Here is a 23176-nt window from a genome sequence, read left to right on the forward strand (position 1 = left end):
GCCGAGCGGTCCCCCTCCTCCTGGCGGGGAGGATTTGGAAGGGCCGGCTGCGAGAATTGGTTGCGCACGCCAAAGCTTCGGCGCGGGGAACCGTGCCCAGTCCTCCCCCGCCAGGGCAGGGCTATCGCATATGGAATTTTTAGGTTGTGATCGTGCGCCGGAGGCCCGCAGCTCAATTGGAAAACTCCAACCTCGCGAGAGGTCACGTACCCATCATTGCGTGGAACATTGCGTGGAACGTCATATGCGATAGCCCTGCCCGCCAGGGGGAGGTGGCGCCGCGAAGCGGTGACGGAGGGAGAGGATAGGCGGGAGCTGGCTGATCGAACGCCGCCCTATTCCGCTCAACTGCTATGGTCGGAGACGATCTTCCAGCCCGCCGCCCGGCGCTCGAACAGCAGCGAAGTCACGCCTGAATCCTGCTTGCCGCCGGGATAGTCGAGCCGCCAGTTCGCCCAGAGCATGTGATGGGCCGCGTCGATCCGGCGGAAACCGAGCGTGCGGAACGACAGACGCCCCCGCGCGGCGGGATCGGCACCGTAGTTCTTCGCATAGCGTGCGGCGATCGCCGGCTTACCGCGGACGAGGCCGTCCCGAGTCGCGAACACGGCGTCGTCGGCATAGACCGCGAGGAAGCGCGGCATGTCGCCGGCGGTCCACCCCGCCGCGCTGTCGGTCATCACCGCGGTGATCGCCGCTTCGGCCGTCGTCGGCGCCGCGGCGGCCAGCAATATCGGTACGATCAGCATCCGTCCTCCTTCACCATCGCCGCGAGCGCGGCCTCGTCGAGCGGCTCGGCGAGCCAATAGCCTTGCAGATAGGCGCAGCCCTCCGCGGCGAGCAGCGCCCGCTGGGTATCGGTCTCCACCCCCTCGGCGATCACCGGCAGGTCGAGGGAGCGCGCCAGCGTCATCACCGCGCGGACGACGCCGCGCTGGCGCGCGGTCGCGGCGATGCCGCAGGCGAGCGCCTTGTCGAGCTTGAGATAATCGAGCGGCAATGCGGTGAGATAGGCGAGGCTGGAATAACCGGTGCCGAAATCGTCGAGCGCCACGCGGACGCCCGCAGCGCGCAGCGTGGCGAGGACGTCGGCGGCGGCCTCCAGATTGCGGATCGCGCCGGTCTCGGTGATCTCGACGGTGAGGCGGTCGAACGGCACGCCGCTCGCCGCGACCCGGTCGAGGAACAGCGCGGCGAAGCCCGGCCGGCCGAGATCGCCGGCGGTGAGGTTGAGCGAGACGCGCAGGGCCGACAGCGCGGCGGGCCAGGCGGCGACGCGGGCGAGCACCAGCCGCTGGATGTGATCGGACAAAGCGATGCCGAGGTCGGCGCGATCCGCGGCGGCGAACAGCGCGTCGGCGCCGAGCGGACCGAGCCGGCCGTGATGCCAGCGCGCCAAGGCCTCGACGCCGATGATCGTCCGCGCGTCGATCCGTGCCTGCGGCTGGAAGAGTACGTCGATCTCGCCGCGTTCGATCGCGAGGTGGAGGTCGATCGCCAGCGAATCGAGCGGCGCGGCGCCCTCCGGCCCGGCGACGCGGATCATCGCGCCGTCGCTCGCCTTGGCGGCGACCAGCGCCTCGCCGGCGCGGCGGAGCAGGCGCGCGGCATCGTCGCCGGGGCCGCTCGCCGCCATGCCCCAGCGGCTGCCGAGCACCGCCTGACGCGCGCCGACCAGCAGCGGCTGCGCGAGCGCCGCGTCGAGCGCGGCGGCGAGCGTGGCGAGCATCGCGGGCGATGCGGCGGAGGCGACGATCATGTCGCCGCCAGCGGGTGCGGCGACGAAGCCCGCCGGCCCGAGCAGCGCGAGCGTGATCGCCTCGACCCGCGCGCGCGCCGCGGCGATCAGCGCATCGCCGACCGCGCGGCCGCGCGCCGCGTTGAGGATGTCGAGCCGCGACAGCGCGATCATCAGCACGCCGACCGGCGTGCCCGCGGCGAGGCGGCTGCCGATCCATGCGTCGGCATCGCCCGCCTCGACGCTGATGCCGATGCCGCGGCCACGGCGCTCGCCGGGCTCGCGCGGCGGCGTGCGCGCGGCGAAGCGGATCGCCTGGTGGAGTTCGGCGGGATCGCCGCGATCGATCAGGAAGTGGGTGGCGCCGGCGTCGTGCAGCTCGTCGAGCGCGTCGCCGTCGTCGATCACCGCGAGCAACGCGCCGCCGGTCGCCCCGGCGAGGCCGCCGAGCGCACGGACGCCGGCGAGGCCGCCGGCGGGATCGCCGCGGCCGTCGACCAGCAGCAGCGCAGGCCGGCTCGCCAGTGCGCGCGCCGCGACCCCCTCGCCGCCGTCGTCGGCGACGATGCGCCAGCCGGGCAGATCGCCGACAGCGGCGTCGCCCGCGATGCGGGCTGCGCCCGAAACGATGAACAGCGTCGCCCGCTCGGCCTCGATACCCATTGCCCCCTGCCTAAGCCCCTGACCGCAAAGCGGCAATGGCGGCTGAGTCGATCCGTCGAAAGGGAACGGACTTGTCGCTGGACGGTTGACCGCTTAGCTCCATCCTATGACCAGCGTTCTCCCCCAATCCGCCGCGGCGCTGGTCGATCCCCAGGGTCGCACCATCCGCTATCTGCGCATCTCGGTCACCGACCGGTGCGACCTGCGCTGCCGCTATTGCATGGCCGAGCAGATGACCTTCCTGCCGCGTGCCAAGTTGCTGAGCCTCGACGAGATCGCGATCATCGCCGAACGCTTCATCGCGCGCGGCGTGACCAAGATCCGCCTGTCGGGCGGCGAGCCGCTGGTCCGCCGCGACGTCGGCGATCTGGTGCGGCGGCTCGGCCGGCACGTGGGTGCCGACGGCGGGCTCGACGAACTGACGATGACCACCAATGCGACGCGGCTCGACCAATATGCGCAGGAGATGGTCGATGCCGGCATCCGGCGGATCAACGTCAGCCTCGACAGCCTCGATGCCGAGCGCTTCCGCTACATCACCCGGCACGGCGATCTCGACCAGGTGCTGCGCGGCATCGCCGCGGCCAAGGCGGTCGGGCTGGCGGTCAAGATCAACATGGTCGCGCTCGCCGGGCTCAACGAGGACGAGATTCCCGCGATGCTGCGCTGGTGCGTCGCCGAGGGTCACGATCTGTCGCTGATCGAGACGATGCCGCTGGGCGCGATCGACGAGGACCGTACCGACCGCTTCGTACCGCTGACCCGCGTGCTCGCCGACCTGCAGACGCGGTTCGCGCTGCACCGCGACGCGCATCGCACCGGCGGCCCGGCGCGGTATTGGCGGGTCGAGGGGACGGCGACGAAGCTCGGGCTGATCTCGCCGCTCACCGCGAATTTCTGCGACGGCTGCAACCGCGTGCGGCTGACCACCGAGGGCAAGCTGTATCTGTGCCTCGGCCATGACGATCAGGTCGACCTCAAGGCGGCGCTGCGCGACGGCGGGATCGACGGGCTCGACGCGGCGATCGACCTCGGCCTCACCCGCAAGCCGGCGCGGCACGATTTCCGCATCGGCCGCGACGCCGCCCCCGCCGTCTCGCGCCACATGAGCGTCACCGGCGGATGAGCTACGAGCGGCGGGCGCTGGTCGCCTCCCCGACGGCACCCGCACAGGCCGCGGCGGCGGAGCTTGCCGACGCGCTCGACTGGGTCGACCCCGCCGAGGCGGACGTGATCATCGCGCTGGGCGGCGACGGCTTCATGCTGCAGACGCTGCATGGCCTGCTCGACCGGCGCGGCGCGGCGGTGCCGGTGTTCGGGATGAACCTCGGCACGGTCGGCTTCCTGATGAACGAATGGCGCCGCCACGGGATCGGCGAACGGCTCGATCGCGCCAAGTCGTTCAAGGTGACGCCGCTCGCCGCGACGATCACCGGCATCGACGGCCGCATCCATCAGGCGCCGGCGATCAACGAAGTGTCGCTGCTGCGCGAGACGCGGCAGACCGCCAAGCTGGAGGTGACGGTCAACGACCGCATCGTCATGCCCGAACTCGCCTGCGACGGCATCCTCGTCGCGACGCCGGCGGGATCGACCGCCTATAATCTGTCGGCGCAGGGGCCGATCCTGCCGCTGGGTTCGAACATGCTGGCGCTGACCCCGATCAGCCCGTTCCGCCCGCGGCGCTGGCGCGGCGCGATCCTGCCCGACAAGGCGCGGATCACGTTGCGCGTGCTCGATCCCGCCAAGCGCCCGGTCTCGGCGGTCGCCGACCAGCGCGAATTCCGCGACGTCGCCGAGGTGGCGATCTGCATGGACCGCGCGCGCGAGCTGACGCTGCTGTTCGACCCCGAACATGCGCTGGACGACCGCATCACGATGGAGCAGTTCGTCTCCTGACACGAAGCTGTGGAAAAAGGTGACAACGGGGTTGCACTCCGATTTCTGGCGGCTATAGACCCCCTCCACGACGCAACGTTCCCTGATAGCTCAGCGGTAGAGCTCTCGACTGTTAATCGAGCGGCCGTAGGTTCGAATCCTACTCAGGGAGCCATTTTCACCCGGGCGCCGATGCCGCCGGGTCAGCGTTTGCACTCTCTCCCCTTCCCGATGTTGTTCCACCTTCGCCGTTTTGCGGCGGAGTTTCGCGATCCGTTGCCGGCCACGCCAGGCGGAGGCGGCCGCCGGGCGTGCCGGGCGCCGCCTGGCCGCCGCGGGCGACGATACCCTCCGCAATCGCCGTGCGCTGGCGCAACGTGCCGCCGTTCACCGTCAGCGGCTGGCCGCGTCGCGTGGAGACCCAGGCCGCGGCATCCAGCGCGGCATCGTCAATGACGCCGGCATCGATCGTCACGCCGGGCAGCGCGACGTCCGCCGGCGGCACGAGCCTGACCCGCCAGTCGGCGGCGGCGGCAGCGGCGCGGCGCTCCAGATCGCGATAACCCGCGATGCCGAGGCCGGGCAGCGGGGCGGCGGTGGCGCGGATGTCATGGCCGGACGGGTCGAGCGCGACCGCGGTGGCGGGCACGCCGGCGATCAGCGCGACATCGGCGATCGCACGGTCGCGGGCGCGGGTGGCGATGAGCGCGTCGCTTTTGCCGGCGCGGGCGATCTGCGCCGCCTCGACCGCGCCCGTCTCGGGCGAAATCCGTACCTGATCGATATGGACGTCGACCGGGCGTCCCAGCCGCGCGCGCAGATCGGCGGCGAGCTTGCGATCGGCACCGGGCTCGATCCGCGGCGTCAGCATCACGGCGCGGACGCGGACCGGGTCGGCGCCGTGATCGATCTCGACCTGGCTGAGCCGTGCCCCGGGCGGGAAATCCGCATCCAGCGCGTCGCGGACCTGCCGCTGCGCGACCGCCTCGAACGCGATGCGGCGCAGCCCGGCGCCGAGCGGGATCGACAGCACGCCGATCGCCACCGCGAACAACACGAGCTGCCAGCCGGTGTGCCGCGGCGACAGATGGCTGCCGAAACCATAGCAGCGCGCGACCAGCGCCGCGGTCAGCGCGATGGTGATCGCATTGGTGAGGAACAGCAGCAGCGCGCCGGAGAAGACCACCCAGTTCCACGTCGCGATGCCGAAGCCGACGACGACCAGCGGCGGCATCAGCGCGATCGCGATGGCGACGCCCACCACCGTGCCGCCACGGCCGCGGATCAGCGCATAACCGCCCGCGATCGCCGAGAGCAGCGCGACGAGCAGGTCGAACAAAGTCGGCTGCGTCCGGCCGGCGATCTCGCTGGTGATCGTCTGCACCGGCGACAGCCGGATCAGCACCACCGACAGCGTCACCGCAGTCACCGCGCCGAGGACCAGCGCGGTCGCGGCCCGGCGGATGTCGTGGAAATCGAGCGTCGCGATGCCGAAGCCCAGTCCGATGATCGGCATCATCAGCGGCGACAGCAGCATCGCGCCGATCAGCACCGCGACCGACGGCATCAGCAGGCCGAGCAGCGAAATCGCCGCGGAGATGACGATCAGAAAGGCGTAGCGGCCCGACCAGCCGGCCTCCTCCGCGATCTGCCGCAACACGCCGTCGTGATCGACGCCTTCGGTCGCCATGGTGCGCCAGATGCGCGGCAGCGCGACGATATTCTTGGGTTTCCAGTGGATCGATCGGTCTCCGTGGTGGCGGACGGTGCGAGGACCGTCGCGTCTGCACGCGGGATAGCAGGGACGACACCGTGATGCGATGCGATGTGCCGCATCGACGCCGCACGGTCTGTGAGGACCGACCGGCCATCGGTGTTCCGGCGGGGTGGAACAAGAAACAGCCGTTCCCTTCCGTTGGTCCGGACCTCGCTGTGGCATCCTTTGCCTAGCAACTATATTGCGGCGCAGCGTAACTCCTAGTAATTTAAACATTGCACCGGCTCGCCGAACGCGACATCATCCGGCCAGATGAGGAACGACACGTTCCCGCTGGAGAGAGATGCATGATGATCTTCCTGGAAATTGCGATCGGGGCGCTCGGCATCGCGCTATTGGCCACGCCCGTTGTCCTGGCACTGGCCGACCGGCGCAAGCTGACCAGACCGGAATAAACGCCGTCCCGCGGCAGCGGGATCACCAGCGTTAATGCATGCGTCGCGAATTGGGTCTAGGATGGTCGTACCGCACCACCCTGGCACAGGACCTCATCGTGGATTCGCCCTGCCCCGTCACCGCCCAGCTCGTCGCCTCGATCCATCAGCCCTGGCGCGCGCCGGTGCGCGAATGCCTCGACCGTTGGCTGCGGCTCGACTCGGCCGCGCGCGAATCGGCCTATCTGGTGCTCGAAGGTCCCGAGCCGAACCTCCGCCGCACGCTGAACGCCGCGGAGATCGCCAAACTCGCCTGATCCCGCGGCGTCGCCAGCTGACCGCGATTTGCGCCTCGGCAGAACGCAAGCGCGCGCCGAGCGTTGATGCTGCGGGCCGGAATAGGGAGCGAACATGCGGCAAGCCACGACCATCCTGCGCGTCGAGACGCGGCGGCAGGGCCTGCTGGAGGTGACCGGCGACATCGTCCGCTGGGTGGCGGCGCAGGGTGTCGATACCGGCCTGCTCACCGTCTTCTGCCGGCATACCTCGGCGTCGCTGGTGATCCAGGAGAATGCCGCCCCGGCGGTGCGCCGCGACATGGAAGCCTATTTCAACCGCCTCGCGCCCGAGAGCCGCGACTATGAACATGACGACGAAGGGCCGGACGACATGCCCGCGCACCTGCGCACCGCCCTGACCGGCGTGCAACTGTCGATCCCGGTGATCGACGGCGCGCCGGCGCTGGGGACGTGGCAGGGCATCTATCTGTTCGAACACCGCACCAGTCCGCATCGGCGCAGCCTGGCGCTGCACCTGATCGGCGCGTGAACCGCGGCGAAGCGTTGCGGACGGGAGCCAAGTCGTTCATCGCTCGTTCCACTGGGACGGTGTATAGGCGGCACGGTTCGCCGCATCCGCGAGCGAATGGAGTATTGGAGTCATGAGTCATCTGGGCCGCAAGGCCGTGGTCGCGGCGCTCGCCGCCTCCACGCTGATGGTCGCGGGCTGCGCGACCGAGACCACCTATCGCCCCGCCACCGGGCAGGGCTTCAACCGCACCGGCTACAGCGATCGCCGGATCGAACCCGACCGCTATCTCGTCAGCTTCGCCGGCAACAGCGTCACCTCGCGCGACACGGTGGAACGCTATCTGCTGTTCCGCGCCGCGGAGCTGACGCTGCAGAACGGCTATGATTATTTCGTCATGGCCAATCGCGACACCGACCTTCAGTCGCGTACCTACAGCACGCCGGGCGTCGGCGGCGGCTGGGGCTATGGCGGCTTCGGCGGCTATTGGGGTCCGTCGTGGCGCTATTACGGCCGCGGTTTCGGCTGGCGCAGCTGGGACCCGTGGTTCGGCGGCGGCTTCGGCGGCGGCCCGTGGGGCAACGATTTCGATATCCGCACGATCGACCGTTACGAGGCGACCGCAGAGATCGTGATGCGCAAGGGCCCGATCCCGCGCGACAATCTGCGCGCGTTCAACGCCCGCGCGGTGGTGGACAGCATCGGACCGACGGTGGTGCTGCCGAAATAACCTGCGGTTCCCGTAACGGCAAAAGGCCGGATCACCCCGCGGTGATCCGGCCTTTTTCGTGTTGGCGTTGCCGGCAGGCCGCTCGCTCAGCGAAACCCTTGATGTACCCCGGCGAAGGCCGGGGTGACGGAAGAGGCGCCGGGGGCTCAGGCGGTGACGGCGCCGTGGCAATGCTTGTATTTGCGGCCCGAGCCGCACGGGCATGGCGCGTTGCGGTTGACGCGGCCTTCCCAATGTTCCGGATTGTCGCCGAGCATCGCCTCGGCATCCGGCTGGATCATCTGCAGCGGCGGGATCTGCGTGGTGATCCGGCCGAGCGTCCCCGCGTCGATGTCATTCGAATCGTCCTCGCCGGTGAACGGGTCGAAATGCGTCGTGATGAAGTCGGGCAGCTCGGGGAGCTGCGGGGCTTCCTGCATCTGGAATTGTGCATAAGCGATCGTCTTGGTCACGTCCTCGCGGATCGAATCGAGCATGCGCTGGAACAGCGAGAATGCCTCCTGCTTATATTCGTTGATCGGCGTCTTCTGCGCATAGGCGCGCAGGTGGACGACCTGGCGCAGCGCGTCGAGCGTCGCGAGATGCTCCTTCCAGTGATGGTCGAGGTTCTGGAGCAGGATCGACTTCTCGACCTGCGTCCACGTCTCCGGCTCGAGCTCGGCGGCCTTGGCGGCGATCGCCGCGTCGGCGGCCTCGCGGACGCGCTCCTCGACGATCTCGGGATCGATCGCCTCTTCGGCCAGCCAGTCGTCGACCGGCAGGTCGAGGTTGAGGATCTCGGTCAGCCCCGCCTTCATCCCCGCGATATCCCATTGCTCGGGATAAGAGTTGGGCGGGCAGGCGCCGCCGACGATGACGTTGACCGTCTCGGTGCGCATGTCGCTGACGACGTCGCCGACCGCATCGGCGTCCATGATGTCGGCGCGCTGTTCGTAGATGACCTTGCGCTGGTCGTTCATCACGTCGTCATATTCGACGACCTGCTTGCGGATGTCGTAGTTGCGCGCCTCGACCTTCTTCTGCGCGGTCTCGATCGCCTTCGACAGCCACTTGCTGCCGATCGCCTCGCCGTCCTCGATATTGTTGCGCATCATCTTGGCAAACAACGTATCGGGTCCGAAGATGCGGAGCAGATCGTCGTCGAGGCTGAGGTAGAAGCGCGACAGGCCGGGATCGCCCTGGCGGCCCGACCGGCCGCGCAACTGGTTGTCGATGCGGCGGCTCTCGTGCCGCTCGGTGCCGAGCACGAACAGCCCGCCGGCGGCGAGCACCTCCTGCTTCTCGGCCTCGATCTCGGCGCGGATGCGCGTCGCCTCGGCCTCATATTCGGGCGTGCCCTCGACGAGGTCGGGATGCTCGTCGAGCATGCGGAATTCGAGGTTGCCGCCGAGTTTGATGTCGGTGCCGCGGCCCGCCATGTTGGTGGCGATCGTCACCGCCGCCTTGCGGCCGGCCTGCGCGACGATGTGCGCCTCCATCTCGTGGTAGCGCGCGTTGAGTACCTTGTGGTCGACGCCCTCCTGCGTGAGGAATTCGCTGAGCAGCTCGGACTTCTCGATCGACACGGTGCCGACCAGCACCGGCTGTCCCAGCGCGGCGTGCTCGCGGATCTTCTTGGCGATCGCGCGGAACTTGTCGGTGGTGTCCTTGTAGAATTCGTCCTCCTCGTCGACGCGGCGGACGCCGACGTTGGTCGGGATGGTGACGACGTTCATCTTGTAGATGTCGTAGAATTCGGCCGCCTCGGTCGCCGCGGTGCCGGTCATGCCCGACAGCTTGGGGTACATGCGGAAATAATTCTGGAAGGTGATCGACGCCATCGTCTGGTTCTCGGGCTCGATCTGCACGCCCTCCTTGGCCTCGACCGCCTGGTGCAGGCCGTCCGACCAGCGGCGGCCGTCCATCATGCGACCGGTGAATTCGTCGATGATGATGACCTTGCCGTCCTTGACGATATAGTCGGTGTCGGCCTTGAACATCATGTTCGCGCGCAGCGACTGGTTGACGTGGTGGACGACCTGCGTGTTCTCGAAATCGTAGAGGTTGGCGCCTTCCAGCAGGCCCGCCGCCTCGAGCATCCGCTCGATCCGTTCGGTGCCGCTTTCGGTCAGGATGATCGACTTCTGCTTCTCGTCCTTCTCGTAATCGTCGGGGTTGAGCTGCTTCACGATCGCATCGACGCTCATGTACAGCTCCGACTTGTCGTCGGTCGGGCCGGAGATGATCAGCGGCGTGCGCGCCTCGTCGATCAGCACCGAATCGACCTCATCGACGATCGCCATGCCGAAGGCGCGCTGCACCATCGAGCTGCGCTCGTACTTCATGTTGTCGCGCAGGTAATCGAAGCCGAATTCGTTGTTGGTGCCGTAGGTGATGTCGCTGTTGTAGGCGGCGCGGCGCTGTTCGTCGGTGAGGTTGGGGATGATCGTGCCGACGGTCAGGCCGAGGAAGCGATACACCTGCCCCATCCACTCGGCGTCGCGCGCGGCGAGATAGTCGTTGACGGTGATGACGTGGACGCCCTCGCCCGGCAGCGCGTTGAGATAGGTCGCCAGCGTCGCGACGAGCGTCTTGCCCTCGCCGGTGCGCATCTCGGCGATCTCGCCGCGGTGGAGGACGATGCCGCCGATCATCTGCACGTCGAAATGGCGCATGCCGAGCACGCGCATTGCCGCCTCGCGCACCGTCGCGAACGCCTCGGGCAGCAGATCGTCGAGCTTGGCGCCACCCGCGAGCTGCTCGCGGAACTTGGCGGTCTGCGCGGCGAGCTGCTCGTCGGTGAGCGCCTGGAGTGTCGGCTCGAACGCGGCGATCTTCTGGACGATCGGGTTCAGGGATTTGACGTAGCGGTCGTTGGACGAGCCGAAGAGCGATTTAGCGAAGCCGCCGAACATAAGGATGGTTCCTGGATAAGAGCGCGCGGCCCGGGGATGCGGGGCGGCGCAGCGTCGTTGTCACGAAGATATGGGTCGCAGCCCGGGCCGCAACGGGCGCTATTCGCGCCGGCGGCGCGCGTAGAGCGGTTCGGTGGGGGCTACGACCGGAGCGGCGGCGGCGGCGAGGCTCCGGGCCGCGGTCTCGGCCAGCGTCGGCAGCGCCTGCTGCGGCCGACTGGCAATGGAGGTGGGACGCACCTGCGCTTCGACGACCGCCGCCGCGCTCGCGACCGCATGCGCCGCCGCCGGCGTACGCATCGTCGATGCACCGCCGGTGAGGGCGGACAGCAGCGCGGACAGGAGCAGCAGCAAGTTCATCGCGGCATTGCCATAAGCACAAGGTCCGCAGGCGTCCACATGCGAAGCGGCTGTATTACCACAAGCAACGTACCGGGTAGCGACGCATCGTGGTGTCCGCGGTGACCAACGTCGCATCGAGACGCAAGGCATGGGCAATCAGAATGCGGTCCACCGGGTCGCGATGCAGGTCGGGTAGCGTCACCGCCAAACGCCAGATTTCGGCGGGGAGATCGACGGTCTCCAACGCCAGCATCGTCGCGACGGTATTGAAATCGGCCGCCATGGGGAGCCGTCTGCGTTGGTGGAGATCGGCATATTCCCAGGCGGTGACTGCGCTGACAAGTAAGCGTGCGTCGGGCGACAACAGGGCGTCGCGGGCAGATCGGGATAGTCGCTCGTCGGACGTTACCGACCAGACGATGATGTGGGTATCAAGAAGAAGGTGCAATGTAGGAAGACAACCGATGGTCGGCATCGACGCGTTCAGCCTTCAACGCCTTGATATCGATATCAAGGCCCTGCGCTTCCTGTCGAAACATGCCGATGGCACGCCGGCGTTGATTCGATAGCCGTTCGACCTCGCTTTCCGCCATCATTGCAATCGGCACGAGCCGAACCTGCGGATAGCCAGCCTTATCGAGGATGATGTCTTCACCGCGCACGGCTGCGGCTACCAGTTCGGACAGCCGGGTCTCTGCGTCACCGATGTTGACGTGAGTCGCCATGATCGGAAGGTAGGTTGACCAAGAGACATGGTCAAGCAGACCGGCCGTGCGTATCATCCGTCTTTGCCCTGTCTTGGAACGAGCCTATGGCAGCGGCATGTCTTCGTCCATCTCCCCGCTCGCCACCCCCTTCCCCGTTTTGCCCGCGATCGCCGGCGTCGTGCCGCATGTCGCGCGCGCGCAGTACAAGGCGTGGGACCGTTGCGATCTCACCTTCGTCACGCTCGCCGAGGGGACCAATGTCGCCGGCGTCGTGACGCAGAGCAAATGCCCCTCGCCCGAGGTGGAATGGTGCCGCAAGGCGCTGACCCTCGGCACCGCCCGCGCGCTCGTGGTCAACGCCGGCAATTCCAACGCCTTCACCGGGCATCGCGGCCGTGCCGCGGTCGAGGCGATCGCCGCGCGCACCGCGCAGCATCTCGGCTGCCAGCCCTCGGACGTGTTCGTCGCCTCGACCGGAGTGATCGGCGTGCCGCTGCCGATCGACAAGGCGGAGGCGGGGCTCGACGCCGCCTTCGTCGCGACCCCCTGCGACTGGCGCGCGGCGGCGGAGACGATCGGCACCACCGACACCTATCCCAAGGGCGCGACGACCACCGCCGTGGTCGACGGCACCACCGTGACGTTGGTCGGCATCATCAAGGGTTCGGGGATGATCGCGCCGGACATGGCGACGATGCTCGGCTTCGTCTTCACCGACGCGGCGGTGACGCCGGGCTTCCTGCAGGCCGCGCTCAACGCCGCCAACCGCAACACCTTCTCGTGCATCACCGTCGACGGCGACACCTCGACCAGCGACACGGTGCTCGCCTTCGCCACCGGCGTGGCGGGCAATGCGCCGCTCGCCGCCGCCGACAGCGACGGTGCGGACGCCTTCGCCGCGGCGCTCGCCGATCTCTGCGCGCAGCTCGCGCTGCTGGTGGTGCGCGACGGCGAAGGCGCGACCAAGCTGATCGAGATCGCGGTGACCGGCGCGGACAGCGACGCCTCGGCGCACCGGATCGCGATGTCGATCGCCAATTCGCCGCTGGTGAAGACCGCGATCGCCGGCGAGGACGCCAATTGGGGCCGCGTCGTCATGGCGGTCGGCAAGGCCGGAGAACCCGCCGAGCGCGACCGATTGTCGATCCGCTTCGGCGAGACGCAGGTCGCGCGCGAAGGCCTCGCGGTCGAGGGCTATGACGAAGCGCCGGTCGCCGCGCATCTCAAGGGGCAGGAGATCGAGGTCGGCGTCGACCTCGGCCTCGGCGACGGTGCGGCGACGGTTTGGACCTGCGACCTCACCCACGGCTATATCTCGATCAACGCCGATTACAGGAGCTGACATGCACCATCCGCACCACGACGCGGTCGTCACCCTGATGCGCCGGGTGGCGGCGGAGATCGTCCTGCCGCGCTTCCGCAACCTGTCCGCCGACGAGATCGAGGAAAAAGCCGCGGACGACATGGTGACGGTCGCCGACCGCGAGAGCGAGGCGGCGCTGACCACGGGGCTGGCGGCGCTGGATGCGGGCATCCGCGTCGTCGGCGAGGAAGCGGTGGCGGCGGACGCCTCGCTGGTCGACGGCATCGAGCACGGCCGGGTGTGGATCATCGACCCGATCGACGGCACCAACAATTATGCCAGCGGCATCGCCACCTTCGGCATCATGATCGCCTTGGTCGAGGATGGCGAGACGCAGGCGGGGTGGATCCTCGACCCGGTCGCCGACCGGCTATGCCATGCGGTGCGCGGCGGCGGCGCTTATGTCGACGGCGCGCGGGTCCATGCCCGGCCGAGCGGCGGGGAGCGGCCGTCGGCGGTGCTCGCGACCTATTATATGAGCGAGGCGGACATCGCCGCGCTGTACGCCCGCGCCGAACAGGCGTTCACCGTCGCGCCGATGCCGCGTTGCGCGGCGGAGCAATATCCGCGGCTGGTGCTGGGGACGAACGACGTCGCGTTGTTCCAGAAGACGTTGCCCTGGGATCACGCACCGGGTTCGCTGTTCCTGCGCGAGGCGGGCGGCGTCGTGCGCTGGCCGGACGGCAGGGATTATCACGTCGGCGATCAGCGCCGCGGGATGCTCGCCGCGGCATCGCCCGACTTGTGGGAGCAGGCGGCGAAGCTGCTGTTCAGTTGAAAGAGCCCTGCCCTTAGCGGCGATCGGGTCTGGTGCCACCGCACCAAGTTCCGTCATGCCGGACCTGATCCGGCATCCCGCTTCTCCTCCCTGTCTAAGGAGGAGCGGGACCCCGGCTCAAGGCCGGGGTGACGGGGCGGAGGTGGATACCGCTCGGCCGGCAAACAGGCTGACATAAGCCCCACCCCTCCGGCCGAGCGCTCTGATGCTCTTAGGCCAATGCGCCTTCGATCCATGCCTTGATGCGGCCCTTGGGCTCGGCGCCGACCTTGGTCGCGGCCGGGGCGCCGCCCTTGAACAGGATCATCGTCGGGATGCCGCGCACACCGTAGCGGCCGGGGGCATCGGGATTTTCGTCGATGTTGAGCTTGGCGATCGTCACCTGCTGGCCCAGCTCTTCCGACAATTCCTCGAGGCTCGGCCCAATCATCTTGCACGGACCGCACCATTCCGCCCAGAAGTCGACGAGCACGGGACCGTCGGCCTTGAGCACGTCGGTGTCGAAGCTTGCGTCGGTAATCGCCTTGGTAGCCATATCAAATCTCCTTAGCAGCCCATCTAGGATGGCGCGGACTTCGGCTCAACCGTCGGCGCCCTAGCTTTGCTCCCGGACGCGAAAGCGCGGCTTGTGCGCGTCGAGCAACGCGGGGGCGAGTACGAACAGCCGGGGCCCGCTCGTATAGAGCAACGCGGCCTCGATCCGCCGCCCCGGGAAGATGGTGGCGAGCGCGGCGGCATAGGCCGCCATCTGGTCGAGGTGATAGGGCGGGATATCCGCGACATCGTCGGGCACGCGCCGCCCGGTCTTGAAGTCGACGACGCGGATATGGTCCGCCGCGATCAGCAGCCGGTCGACCGTGCCCGAGACGACGAGCCCGTTGGCGAGCGTCGCGGCGATCGGTGCTTCGGTGAGGGCGTCGCCGCCGAACAGGTCGGCGAAGCGCGGGTCGTCCACCACCGCGAGCACGCCCGCGGCGATCTCGGCGCGCATCGCCGGATCGGCGACGCCGCCCGCGGTGGCGAGCCAGCGTTCGGCGCTCGCGGCGCGCGCTTCGGGTGCGACCACGGGCAGGCGCTCGAACAGAGCGTGGAACAGCCGCCCGCGCTCGGCGGCGGCGCGCATTGCGGGACCGGGCGGCGGATCGCTGACCTCGTCGTCGCCGACCGCGGACGGGGCGAGCGGCCGCGACGGGCGGCTCTCGATCGGCGCGGGGCGCTGCGCCCATTCGGGCAGGACGATCGTCTCGACGCGCTCCGCCTTCGCGGCGGGCCGCGCCTTCACCGGCGGCTGCGCGACGCGGCCGGTGAAGACGCGCGGCCCCTCGCCCGCCACGCCCAGCGCATCGAAGGCGCGCGCGGCGGCGGCATACCAGCTCGACACCGGCGGCTCGCCCTTGGCGCGCGGGCCGAGCGCGCCGCCGATCACCAGCCGTTCCTCGGCACGCGTCGCGGCGACGTAGAACAGCCGCCAATGTTCCTCCAGCTCGCGCCGCTCGACCTCGCCGATCGCCACGTCGAGCGGGCCGCCGCGCTCGGCGGAGCGCGGGCGGAAGATCGGGATCGGCTGCGCGCCGGGCTCGGGCGACCAGCGCACCAGCGCGCGCGGCGCGGCGGTGGGATCGACCGTGGCATCGGCGAGGATCACCAAGGGGGCCTGCAAGCCCTTGGCGCCATGCGCGGTCATCACCCGCACCGCATCGAGCGGCGCGGAGGGATCGCGGACGATCTCGACATCGCCGCGATCGAACCAGTCGAGGAAACGCTGCATCGACGGCGTCGAGGTGGTTTCAAAGGCGAGCGCGGCGTTGAGCAATTCCTCGATCGGATCGCGCGCCTCCGCACCGAGCCGGCGCAGCAGCTTGCGCCGCCCGTCGAGCGGGCCGGACAGCAGCTCTTCGAGGAACTGATAGGGCGTGGCGATATCGGCGCGCAGCAGCATCGAGCGCAGCGGCGCCAGCCGTTCCTCCGACTGGGTCAGCGTCAGATGGCGCCACAGGCTGCCGTGATCGCGCGGCGCGGCGTGCATCAATTCGTCCTGCGTCCAGCCGATCAGCGGCGAGACGAGCAGCGACGCCAGCGACAGGTCATCCTCCGGCTGCAACGCGAAGCGCACCGCGGCGAGCAGATCCTGCACCGCGAGCGGCGCGTTGAGCCGCAACCGGTCGACGCCCGCCACCGGCACGCCCTCGGCATAGAGGCGCGCGACGATCAGCGAGGCGAGATCGCCGCGGCGCTTGACGAGGATCATCACGTCCTCGGGGCGCAGCGGCCGGCCCTTGCTCTCCAAGGGCAATTCGTCGCGGATCCAGTCGCGCACCGCTCGCGCGATCCGCACCGCCTGTTCGCGGACGGCGTCGTCGATCCACGCTTCCTCGTCCTCGTCGCTGCCGCCCGCCACCACCGGCGGCCACAGCTCGACGGTGCCGGGGCCGGGGACCTCGCTGGCGTGATCCTCCAGCGCGCCGATCGCGCCGAGGCCGGGCTCGCCCGTCGCGGCGACCGCGGCATCGACGAATTCGAGGATCGGCCGCGTCGAGCGGAACGAATGGGTCAGCGACAATCGCTGGAACGGCAGGCCGCGTTCGGACTCCGGCCAGTCCTTGGTCCCCTCGACCTCGGCGGCGCGGGTGGCGAAATGGCCCTCCGCCCAGCGGAAGTTGATCGGGTCGGTGCCCTGGAAACCGAAGATCGCCTGTTTGAAATCGCCGACGGTGAACAGCGTGCGCGTCGAGGGTGCATGGACGCCGCGACCGACGAAGAACTCGCCCGCCAGCGCGGTGACGATCCGCCACTGGTTGAGGTTGGTATCCTGCGCCTCGTCGATCAGCACATGCTCGGTCGCGGAATCGAGCTTGTAGCGGACCCATTCGCCGATACCGGGCTGTTCGAGCAGACGTACCGTGACGCCGATCAGATCGTCAAAATCGACCGCGCCGTTGCGCCGCTTCGCCGCGGCATAGGCCCGCGCATAATCGCGACCGACGTCGAGCGCATCGGCGAGCAGATCGGCATAGGCCGCGCGCTGGGTGAGCGAGAGCAGGTCGAGGCAATGGTCGCCGAGCGCCGCGGCGAGTTCGGGATAATCGGGTTCGGCATCGACCAGCTTCTTCGACGCCTTGCGCGGCTCGTTCTTGCCGGTGAGCACGACGCCGGCCAGTTCCTGCAAGGTCGCGGCACGTGCCGCGGGCGCGGCGGCGAGCCAGCGGTCGAGCGTCTCGGCATGACCGAGGCCGGTGGCCGCGCCCCATGCCTTGTTCGCCACCGCCAGCCGCTCGACCAGATCGACGTCGATCGCGTCGCAGCCGGAGGCCAGCGCCTCGCCGATATCGCCCTGCGGCAGATCAAGCGCGCGGCGCAGCCACGGCTGGATGCCGCTCGGCAGCGCCTCCAGCGCGATGAGCGAGCGCGCGCAGGCGAGCAGGAAGCTCTCCGCCCCGCCCTCGCCCATGCGCAGCGACAGCGCGCCGATCGTCTCGATCGGGCGGACGCGGCCGTCGCGCTCCGCCTCGACCAGCAATGTCGCCAGCGTCTCGTGCGCCAGCACCGCCTCCTCGCGCGCCTCCAGCGGGCGGAAGCCGGGGGTCAGCCCCGCCTCGACCGGGAAGGCGGCGAGCAGGCTCTGGCAGAAGCCGTGGATCGTCTGGATGCGCAGCCCGCCGCCCGGCGCGTCGAGCACCCCGGCGAACAGCGTCCGCGCGCGCGCCTGCAATTCCGGCGTCGCGCGCTCGCCGAGCGCTTCGAGGTCGGCGGCGAGCTGCGGCCCCGGCATCCGCACCCAGGCGGCGAGCCGGTTGCTGATCCGCTGCGCCATCTCCGCCGCGCCCGCCTTGGTGAAGGTCAGGCACAGGATCGCGGCCGGCTGCGTCCCGCCCAGCAGCAGCCGGAACACGCGCGCGGCGAGCACCTGCGTCTTGCCGGTGCCGGCCGACGCGGACAGCCAGACGTGCGCGTGCGGATCGCTCGCCGCCGCCTGCGCGCCCTTCAGCCGCGGCAAAGTGGCAAGCTCAGTCCCGGCCATACCATTCGTCCCGGCGCATCAGTTGGTCGTATTCGGCATAAGGCGCATATTCCGGCACCAGCTTGGCGGTGAACGGCGCGTTGCCGGTCAGCCAATGGCCCGCCGCCTCGATGAAATTGCTCATCGCGATCGTCGTGAAGTCGGTGGTGACGATCCGGTCGCGCTTGCCCTCGGCATCGACCGGGCTTTCGACATAGCCGAACTGGTCGCGCTTCTTGCCGAGCGACCAATATTCGAAGCCGCCGGCGCGGCCCGAGACGTCGTCGAACCCGCCGCGCTCGGCGATCGCGCCGAGCAAGCCGAGCTGGAGGCTGTAGCCCGCCTTGACCGCGGCGGCGGACGGCGGCTTGCCGGTCTTATAATCGACGATCGCGATGCTGCCGTCGGGCAGCCGATCGACGCGGTCGTAGCGGCCGGAGAGCTTGACCCCCGCCACCTCGATATGCCCCTTGCCCTCCGCCGAGGCGACCTTGCGGCCCTCGGCATCCTGCGCTGCGACCGTCCTGGCGATCCAGTCGATCGCCTCGACCAGCCGCGGCCGCCAGAGCGCGCGCATCATCGGGTGCGTCCGCTCGTCGTCGAGCATCGCGGTGGCGCGCGGCAGCAAAGCATCGGCGGCGCAGCGGTCACGCTTCCACCATTGTTCGAGGATGTCGTGCACCGCGGTGCCGCGCCATGCCGCGCTGGGATCGGCATCGACGGGATCGAGCGGCATCAGCCCGAGCACCCGCCGCGCGTAGAAGGCATAGGGGTCGGCCTTCAACCGGTCGATCTCGGTCACCGAGATCGCCTTTGGGCGGCGCGCCGGATCGGGCAGCGGCGCCGGCCGGTCGGCGGGGACATGCTCACGGGGATCGTCGAGCGCATGCGCCCAGCGTTCGAGGTCGTGCGCGCGGACGAAGCGCTCGCCCGCCATCGCCTGCAGGCGCAGCCACAGCCGCGACGCCAGCGCCGGCGAGGCGGCATCGCGCCGCGCCCGCGTCACGATCGCCTGCGGCGCGCCGAGCGCCTGGCCGAATTCATGCGCGGCGACGCCGACCGCACGCTCGAGTCCGGGCAGCCCGAGCGTCGCACGGATACGCGGCGCCAGCCACGGATCGGGGGCCGGCCGCCCCGGCCACACGCCTTCGTTGAGCCCGCCGAGCACCATCAGATCGGCGGTCTGCAACCGCGCCTCGATCAGGCCGTAGATCGCGATCCGCGGATGGCCGACGCCCGAGCCCGGGCGCACCGCCACCTCGTCGAGCAGCCCGCGCAACAGCGGCGCGAGCCCATCGGGCGCGATCCGCGGCGGCCCGGCGGGCGCCTCGGCTTCGAGCGCGTCGAGGAACTCGGCCGCGGCGCGCCCCGCCGGCCCCGACCACAGATCGTCGCCGCACAGCGCCTGCGCCGTCTCGCGCAGCACCGCGAGCAACGCCGGCAGCGGCTGTATACCCTGTTCGAAGACCAGTTCGATCGGCTTGAGCAGCCCGACCGGTTCGGCGAACCACGCCGCCGCGCGGTCGCGCGTGTTGGTCAGCAGATGCCCCATGATCCCGTCGAGCCCCGCCGCCGGTCGCGGCCCGCGCAGCCCCCGGTCGAGCCCGCGCACGCCGTCGAGCCACGCGCCGCGGATGGCGCGGTCGCCCGGCACGTTGCGCACCAGCGGATGTTTGAGCAGCGCGAGCAACGCCATCGGCGCGAACCGCTGCGCCGCCGCCTCGGCGAGCGCGAGCAGCAGCGTCCCCGGCGGCAGGATCGACAGCGGCCGACCCGCCGAATCGTTCGCCTCGATCCCCCAGCGGCGCAGATGCACCGCCACCCGCCGTGCCAGCGCGCGATCGGGCGTCACCAAGGCCGCGGTCCGCCCCTCCTCCTCCAGCGCGCCGCGCAGCGCGAGCGCGATCGTCTGCGCCTCCTCCGCCGGCGTCGCCAGCTCGGCGGCGGCGACGCCGGTCAGCCGCCGGTCCTCCGCCTTCAGCTCGGTCCATTTGCCGGTGAAGGCGGCGGGCGCGAGCGCGTTGGCGATCGCCCGGCCGCGCGCGACGCCGGCATCCGGCCCCGCGGTGCCGGGCCAATTGGTCACTTCGCCGCGGCCGACGCTCATCCGCTCCAGCATCAGCTTGAGATGATATTGCGGATGCGTCTCCAGCGAGCGGCGGATGCGGCCGGTGACGGGATCGGGCTGGTGCGGCCCGAGCGCGTCCCATTCCTCCTGCGGCATCGCCAGATCGAGGCCGGCGAACACCGTCATCCCCTGCGGCGCCTCCGCGACACAGCGCAACAGCCGCGCCACCGCCGGCGCCGGATCGGTCACGCCCGCCGCGCAGACGAAGCCCTGCGGCGGCTGCCGCCGCCAGCGCTCCGCGACCCGGTCGAGCAGCAACCGCCGCCGCGTCGCCGCATCGATCAAGCCGAGTCGCGCCAGCTCCGCCGGCCAGCGTTCGAGCACGATCGCGAAGGTCGACAGCGCGCGCTGCCAATGTTCGGTCAGCTCCGGCGCGAGATCGATGTCGCGCAACGCCGTCGGCGGCACCTCCTCGACCAGCAATTGGTCGAGCGTGTGGCACAACTCGCCCGCCAGCCGCACCGCCTCCGCCGCATCGATCGCCGCGCCGGCGCGCGCGCGCTCCTCGAACACCAGCCGCGCGAGGATCATCCGCCGCTGCATCGGCGCGACCGCGGGCGGCGGCGGCGCCTCCTCATCGACGGGGTCGAGCGCCGCGCCGACCGCCTCGCCGAGATCGGGACTGCCGAGCGTCACCAGCCGCGGCAGCAGCAGCCCGCCGCCGCTCGCGCGCACGAACGCGCTCGTCACCGCGCGCACCGCACGATTGTTGGGCAACAGCACCAGCCCGCGGGCGAGCGCCATCGCATCGCCCCCCGCCCGCCGCAGCAACCCGGCGACGAGCGTGTCGGCGAACGCCTTGTGCGAGGGGATCGAATAGAGGTGCGGCCTGCGCGCCTCAGCCATTGGCGATCAGCGCTTCCGTCTTCGGGATCGCCGCGGGCGTACCGACGTCGAACCACAGCCCCTGATGCACCTGCGCATAGGCGCGGCCCGCCTCGATCGCGCGGTTCCAGAACAGATTGGTGGAGAACGCCCCCTCCGGCCAGTCGCGCAGCAGGCGCGGGTGGAGGATCTGGATGCCGGTATAGACGAAGGGCGCGACCGTCGCCGCCTTGCGACGCGCGATGATCCGCCCGTCCGCGGCGATGCGGAAATCGCCCTGCCCCTGATGGTTGTTGGCGCGCGCATAGGGCACCACCAGCAACAAGGCGTCCATCGTCGCATCGTCCCAGCGCGACGCGAGCAGTTTCAGCGTGTCGACCGGCCCGTCGAACCACAGATTGTCGCTGTTGATCACCAGCACCGGATCGTTGCCGAGCAAGCCGCGCGCATGCACCAGCCCGCCGCCGGTCTCCAGCAATTGTGCGCGCTCGTCGCTGATCGCCACCGCGATGCCGTCGTTGCGGTTGGTGACGTGCGCCTCGAGCGTGTCGGCGAGATAATGGACGTTGACCACCGCGCGCTGCACCCCGGCGGCGACGAGGCGATCGAAGACGTGATCGATCAGCGGCTTGCCCGCGACCTCGACCAAGGGCTTGGGGCGCGTCGCGGTCAGCGGCCGCATCCGTTTGCCGAGACCGGCGGCCATCACCATCGCCGTCGCCGGCACGATGCCGCCGGGATCGGGGCGCAGGATCCGCTGCCGCGTCATGCGCTCAGCGCCGCCGGATCGCCGCGCAGCGCGGGCGGGACGTTGGCGTCGAACCAGCGCGCCACCGGCGCCAGCGACGGCTGCGCCAGATCGCGCTCCAGATAGCGCCAGACGCGCGGGCACAACGTCGGATAGCGCGGCTTGCCGTCGCGCTTCCACAGCCGGGTGAAGATGCCGATGATCTTGGCGTTCCGCTGCGCGCCGAGCACGTGATAGGCGGCGAGGAAATCGTCGCCCGCCCCCGTCGCCGCCCGGTAGCGAGCGAGCATCGCCGCCTCCAGCGACGGATCGACGTCGCGCCGCGCATCCTGCAGCAGCGAGACGAGATCGTAGGCCGGATGACCGGCGAGCGCATCCTGGAAGTCGAGCAGTCCGAGCCGTTGCTCCGCCCCGACCAGCATCAGATTTTCGGCATGATAATCGCGCAGCACGGTGACCGGCGCCTCGGTCAGCGCATGATCGAACACCGCATCCCAGGCGGCGCGATAACCCGGCTCGTCGACGGTGAGCCCGACCGCGGGACAATACCAGTCGACGAACAGCCCCGCCTCGCGATGCAGCACCGTGCGGTCGTACGGCGGCAGATCGCCGGCGGGATGCGCACGCAGCGCCACCAGCAGGTCGATCGCCGCGGCATAATGCGGCAGTGCCGCCGCCTCGCCGGCGTCGGCGGTCTCGCGCAGCCGCACGTCGCCGAAATCCTCGAGCAGGACGAGCCCCTGCGCGAGGTCGGCGGCGTGGATCGCGGGCGCGGCGAAGCCGTGATCGGTCAGCCATCGCGCGATGCGGATGAACGGCCGCGGGTCCTCGTGCGGCGGCGGCGCGTCCATCAGGATCGCGCTGCGCCCACCGCTGGCGACGCGGAAATAGCGGCGGAACGAGGCATCGCCGGCGACCGGGGAAATATCGCCCGTCCAGCCATGCGTTGCGAGGAACGCCGGCGCGCCGGCGGGCGGGGTCATATCGGCCATCGCGGCTTCCAAGACGCCGGCACGTCGGCTGTCAAGATACGTCCGCCGTCCGGCCCCGCCCGCAAGGTGAGCGCCAGCGCCTGCGGCCAATAGCCCGGCGCACGCTCGGGCCATTCGACCAGCAGCAGCGTATCGGTCAGCGCCTCGGCAAGGCCGAGTTCCTCCAGCTCGTCCGGATCCTCGATCCGGTAGAGGTCGACGTGGAGCACGGGCAGCCGGACCTCGGGCGGATCATAAGGCTGGACGATCGCGAAGCTGGGGCTCGGCGCCTCGCCCGCGAGCCCGAGCGCGGCGAGCAGGCCCCGCGCGACGCTCGTCTTGCCCATGCCGAGATCGCCTTGCAGCGTGATCACGTCACCGGGGCGGACGAGCCCGGCGAGCGATGCGCCGAAGGCTTCGGTGGCGGCGGGATCGGCGAGCCGGATGCCGGTAGTC

The 23176-nt window shown here is 69.9% G+C and carries 20 protein-coding genes and 1 tRNA gene; 8 read left to right on the forward strand and 13 right to left on the reverse strand.

What is annotated here, in order from left to right:
* Positions 1-344 precede the first annotated feature (344 nt).
* Both ACLBWH_RS02295 and ACLBWH_RS02300 read right to left on the reverse strand, forming a co-directional pair.
* Positions 345-749 (reverse strand): YybH family protein, encoded by a 405-nt coding sequence (locus tag ACLBWH_RS02295; protein WP_447796476.1) that lies wholly within the window; start codon positions 747-749, stop codon positions 345-347.
* A complete protein-coding gene (locus tag ACLBWH_RS02300) occupies positions 743-2401 on the reverse strand; it encodes an EAL domain-containing protein (protein ID WP_447796478.1) in 1659 nt (552 codons plus the stop codon). The genes ACLBWH_RS02295 and ACLBWH_RS02300 overlap by 7 nt, the downstream gene beginning before the upstream one ends.
* Positions 2402-2507: 106 nt before the next feature.
* Between ACLBWH_RS02300 and moaA the strand changes: the two genes are divergently transcribed.
* The 3 genes from moaA to ACLBWH_RS02315 all read left to right on the forward strand — a co-directional run bounded on the left by moaA (position 2508) and on the right by ACLBWH_RS02315 (position 4454).
* Positions 2508-3527 (forward strand): GTP 3',8-cyclase MoaA, encoded by a 1020-nt coding sequence (gene moaA, locus ACLBWH_RS02305; RefSeq protein ID WP_447796480.1) that lies wholly within the window; start codon positions 2508-2510, stop codon positions 3525-3527.
* The gene (locus ACLBWH_RS02310; protein WP_322847870.1) at positions 3524-4300 is read left to right on the forward strand and encodes an NAD kinase; all 777 of its coding nucleotides are present in this window, start codon (positions 3524-3526) and stop codon (positions 4298-4300) included. Before moaA ends, ACLBWH_RS02310 begins: the two co-directional genes overlap by 4 nt.
* Before the next feature lie 79 nt (positions 4301-4379).
* Positions 4380-4454, forward strand: a tRNA-Asn gene (locus ACLBWH_RS02315).
* 3 nt (positions 4455-4457) lie between these two features.
* On the opposite strand, the gene ACLBWH_RS02320 is transcribed toward ACLBWH_RS02315, so the two are convergent.
* Positions 4458-5969, reverse strand: coding sequence for a DUF389 domain-containing protein (locus ACLBWH_RS02320; RefSeq protein ID WP_447796482.1), 1512 nt, complete (start codon positions 5967-5969; stop codon positions 4458-4460).
* 580 nt (positions 5970-6549) lie between these two features.
* Between ACLBWH_RS02320 and ACLBWH_RS02325 the strand changes: the two genes are divergently transcribed.
* The 3 genes from ACLBWH_RS02325 to ACLBWH_RS02335 all read left to right on the forward strand — a co-directional run bounded on the left by ACLBWH_RS02325 (position 6550) and on the right by ACLBWH_RS02335 (position 7967).
* Complete coding sequence (locus ACLBWH_RS02325) at positions 6550-6747, forward strand: hypothetical protein (protein ID WP_447796483.1); 198 nt, start codon at positions 6550-6552, stop codon at positions 6745-6747.
* Between the two features lie 94 nt (positions 6748-6841).
* A complete protein-coding gene (locus tag ACLBWH_RS02330; protein ID WP_447796485.1) occupies positions 6842-7258 on the forward strand; it encodes a secondary thiamine-phosphate synthase enzyme YjbQ in 417 nt (138 codons plus the stop codon).
* A 112-nt stretch (positions 7259-7370) separates the two neighbouring features.
* Positions 7371-7967 (forward strand): CC0125/CC1285 family lipoprotein, encoded by a 597-nt coding sequence (locus tag ACLBWH_RS02335; RefSeq protein ID WP_038660133.1) that lies wholly within the window; start codon positions 7371-7373, stop codon positions 7965-7967.
* 146 nt (positions 7968-8113) lie between these two features.
* On the opposite strand, the gene secA is transcribed toward ACLBWH_RS02335, so the two are convergent.
* From secA to ACLBWH_RS02355, 4 genes are all read right to left on the reverse strand, one after another.
* A complete protein-coding gene (gene secA, locus ACLBWH_RS02340) occupies positions 8114-10861 on the reverse strand; it encodes a preprotein translocase subunit SecA (RefSeq protein WP_447796487.1) in 2748 nt (915 codons plus the stop codon).
* A 99-nt stretch (positions 10862-10960) separates the two neighbouring features.
* Complete coding sequence (locus ACLBWH_RS02345) at positions 10961-11221, reverse strand: hypothetical protein (RefSeq protein ID WP_447796489.1); 261 nt, start codon at positions 11219-11221, stop codon at positions 10961-10963.
* Positions 11222-11276: 55 nt separating this feature from the next.
* Positions 11277-11678, reverse strand: a complete 402-nt coding sequence (locus ACLBWH_RS02350; RefSeq protein ID WP_447796491.1) for a type II toxin-antitoxin system VapC family toxin — start codon at positions 11676-11678, stop codon at positions 11277-11279.
* Positions 11635-11928 carry a type II toxin-antitoxin system Phd/YefM family antitoxin gene (locus ACLBWH_RS02355; RefSeq protein ID WP_447796493.1) on the reverse strand — a complete coding sequence of 98 codons (294 nt, stop codon included), beginning with the start codon at positions 11926-11928 and terminating at the stop codon, positions 11635-11637. Before ACLBWH_RS02355 ends, ACLBWH_RS02350 begins: the two co-directional genes overlap by 44 nt.
* Before the next feature lie 97 nt (positions 11929-12025).
* Here ACLBWH_RS02355 and argJ point away from each other — a divergent pair, with 97 nt between their 5' ends.
* Both argJ and ACLBWH_RS02365 read left to right on the forward strand, forming a co-directional pair.
* Positions 12026-13252 (forward strand): bifunctional glutamate N-acetyltransferase/amino-acid acetyltransferase ArgJ, encoded by a 1227-nt coding sequence (gene argJ / locus ACLBWH_RS02360; protein ID WP_447796495.1) that lies wholly within the window; start codon positions 12026-12028, stop codon positions 13250-13252.
* A gap of 1 nt (position 13253) precedes the next feature.
* Positions 13254-14051 carry an inositol monophosphatase family protein gene (locus tag ACLBWH_RS02365; protein ID WP_447796497.1) on the forward strand — a complete coding sequence of 266 codons (798 nt, stop codon included), beginning with the start codon at positions 13254-13256 and terminating at the stop codon, positions 14049-14051.
* Between the two features lie 211 nt (positions 14052-14262).
* On the opposite strand, the gene trxA is transcribed toward ACLBWH_RS02365, so the two are convergent.
* Genes trxA through tsaE form a run of 6 tightly spaced genes read right to left on the reverse strand, consistent with a single transcriptional unit; the run spans position 14263 to position 23166 of the window.
* A complete protein-coding gene (gene trxA, locus ACLBWH_RS02370; RefSeq protein ID WP_322847861.1) occupies positions 14263-14586 on the reverse strand; it encodes a thioredoxin TrxA in 324 nt (107 codons plus the stop codon).
* 60 nt (positions 14587-14646) lie between these two features.
* The gene (addA, locus tag ACLBWH_RS02375) at positions 14647-18069 is read right to left on the reverse strand and encodes a double-strand break repair helicase AddA (RefSeq protein WP_447796499.1); all 3423 of its coding nucleotides are present in this window, start codon (positions 18067-18069) and stop codon (positions 14647-14649) included.
* The gene (gene addB / locus ACLBWH_RS02380) at positions 18056-21022 is read right to left on the reverse strand and encodes a double-strand break repair protein AddB (protein WP_447796500.1); all 2967 of its coding nucleotides are present in this window, start codon (positions 21020-21022) and stop codon (positions 18056-18058) included. Before addB ends, addA begins: the two co-directional genes overlap by 14 nt.
* On the reverse strand, positions 21015-21770 hold the full coding sequence (locus tag ACLBWH_RS02385) for a nucleotidyltransferase family protein (RefSeq protein WP_447796501.1): 756 nt from the start codon (positions 21768-21770) through the stop codon (positions 21015-21017). Before ACLBWH_RS02385 ends, addB begins: the two co-directional genes overlap by 8 nt.
* Entirely contained in the window at positions 21767-22732 is a 966-nt protein-coding gene (locus tag ACLBWH_RS02390; RefSeq protein ID WP_447796697.1) for an aminoglycoside phosphotransferase family protein, read from the reverse strand. Before ACLBWH_RS02390 ends, ACLBWH_RS02385 begins: the two co-directional genes overlap by 4 nt.
* The gene (gene tsaE, locus ACLBWH_RS02395) at positions 22729-23166 is read right to left on the reverse strand and encodes a tRNA (adenosine(37)-N6)-threonylcarbamoyltransferase complex ATPase subunit type 1 TsaE (RefSeq protein ID WP_447796698.1); all 438 of its coding nucleotides are present in this window, start codon (positions 23164-23166) and stop codon (positions 22729-22731) included. Before tsaE ends, ACLBWH_RS02390 begins: the two co-directional genes overlap by 4 nt.
* Positions 23167-23176: the final 10 nt, after the last annotated feature.

It is taken from the genome of Sphingomonas sp. M6A6_1c, from assembly GCF_053345135.1.

Excerpts from the sequence above, each read along its gene's own strand:
- ACLBWH_RS02355 (WP_447796493.1), bottom strand. The coding sequence starts at position 11,928 with ATGGCGACTCACGTCAACATCGGTGACGCAGAGACCCGGCTGTCCGAA.
- ACLBWH_RS02300 (WP_447796478.1), bottom strand. The coding sequence starts at position 2,401 with ATGGGTATCGAGGCCGAGCGGGCGACGCTGTTCATCGTTTCGGGCGCA.
- ACLBWH_RS02385 (WP_447796501.1), bottom strand. The coding sequence starts at position 21,770 with ATGACGCGGCAGCGGATCCTGCGCCCCGATCCCGGCGGCATCGTGCCG.
- trxA (WP_322847861.1), bottom strand. The coding sequence starts at position 14,586 with ATGGCTACCAAGGCGATTACCGACGCAAGCTTCGACACCGACGTGCTC.
- ACLBWH_RS02345 (WP_447796489.1), bottom strand. The coding sequence starts at position 11,221 with ATGAACTTGCTGCTGCTCCTGTCCGCGCTGCTGTCCGCCCTCACCGGC.
- ACLBWH_RS02365 (WP_447796497.1), top strand. The coding sequence starts at position 13,254 with ATGCACCATCCGCACCACGACGCGGTCGTCACCCTGATGCGCCGGGTG.
- secA (WP_447796487.1), bottom strand. The coding sequence starts at position 10,861 with ATGTTCGGCGGCTTCGCTAAATCGCTCTTCGGCTCGTCCAACGACCGC.
- addB (WP_447796500.1), bottom strand. The coding sequence starts at position 21,022 with ATGGCTGAGGCGCGCAGGCCGCACCTCTATTCGATCCCCTCGCACAAG.
- ACLBWH_RS02335 (WP_038660133.1), top strand. The coding sequence starts at position 7,371 with ATGAGTCATCTGGGCCGCAAGGCCGTGGTCGCGGCGCTCGCCGCCTCC.
- ACLBWH_RS02330 (WP_447796485.1), top strand. The coding sequence starts at position 6,842 with ATGCGGCAAGCCACGACCATCCTGCGCGTCGAGACGCGGCGGCAGGGC.
- ACLBWH_RS02350 (WP_447796491.1), bottom strand. The coding sequence starts at position 11,678 with ATGCCGACCATCGGTTGTCTTCCTACATTGCACCTTCTTCTTGATACC.
- moaA (WP_447796480.1), top strand. The coding sequence starts at position 2,508 with ATGACCAGCGTTCTCCCCCAATCCGCCGCGGCGCTGGTCGATCCCCAG.
- addA (WP_447796499.1), bottom strand. The coding sequence starts at position 18,069 with ATGGCCGGGACTGAGCTTGCCACTTTGCCGCGGCTGAAGGGCGCGCAG.
- argJ (WP_447796495.1), top strand. The coding sequence starts at position 12,026 with ATGTCTTCGTCCATCTCCCCGCTCGCCACCCCCTTCCCCGTTTTGCCC.
- ACLBWH_RS02320 (WP_447796482.1), bottom strand. The coding sequence starts at position 5,969 with ATGGCGACCGAAGGCGTCGATCACGACGGCGTGTTGCGGCAGATCGCG.
- ACLBWH_RS02295 (WP_447796476.1), bottom strand. The coding sequence starts at position 749 with ATGCTGATCGTACCGATATTGCTGGCCGCCGCGGCGCCGACGACGGCC.
- ACLBWH_RS02310 (WP_322847870.1), top strand. The coding sequence starts at position 3,524 with ATGAGCTACGAGCGGCGGGCGCTGGTCGCCTCCCCGACGGCACCCGCA.
- ACLBWH_RS02390 (WP_447796697.1), bottom strand. The coding sequence starts at position 22,732 with ATGACCCCGCCCGCCGGCGCGCCGGCGTTCCTCGCAACGCATGGCTGG.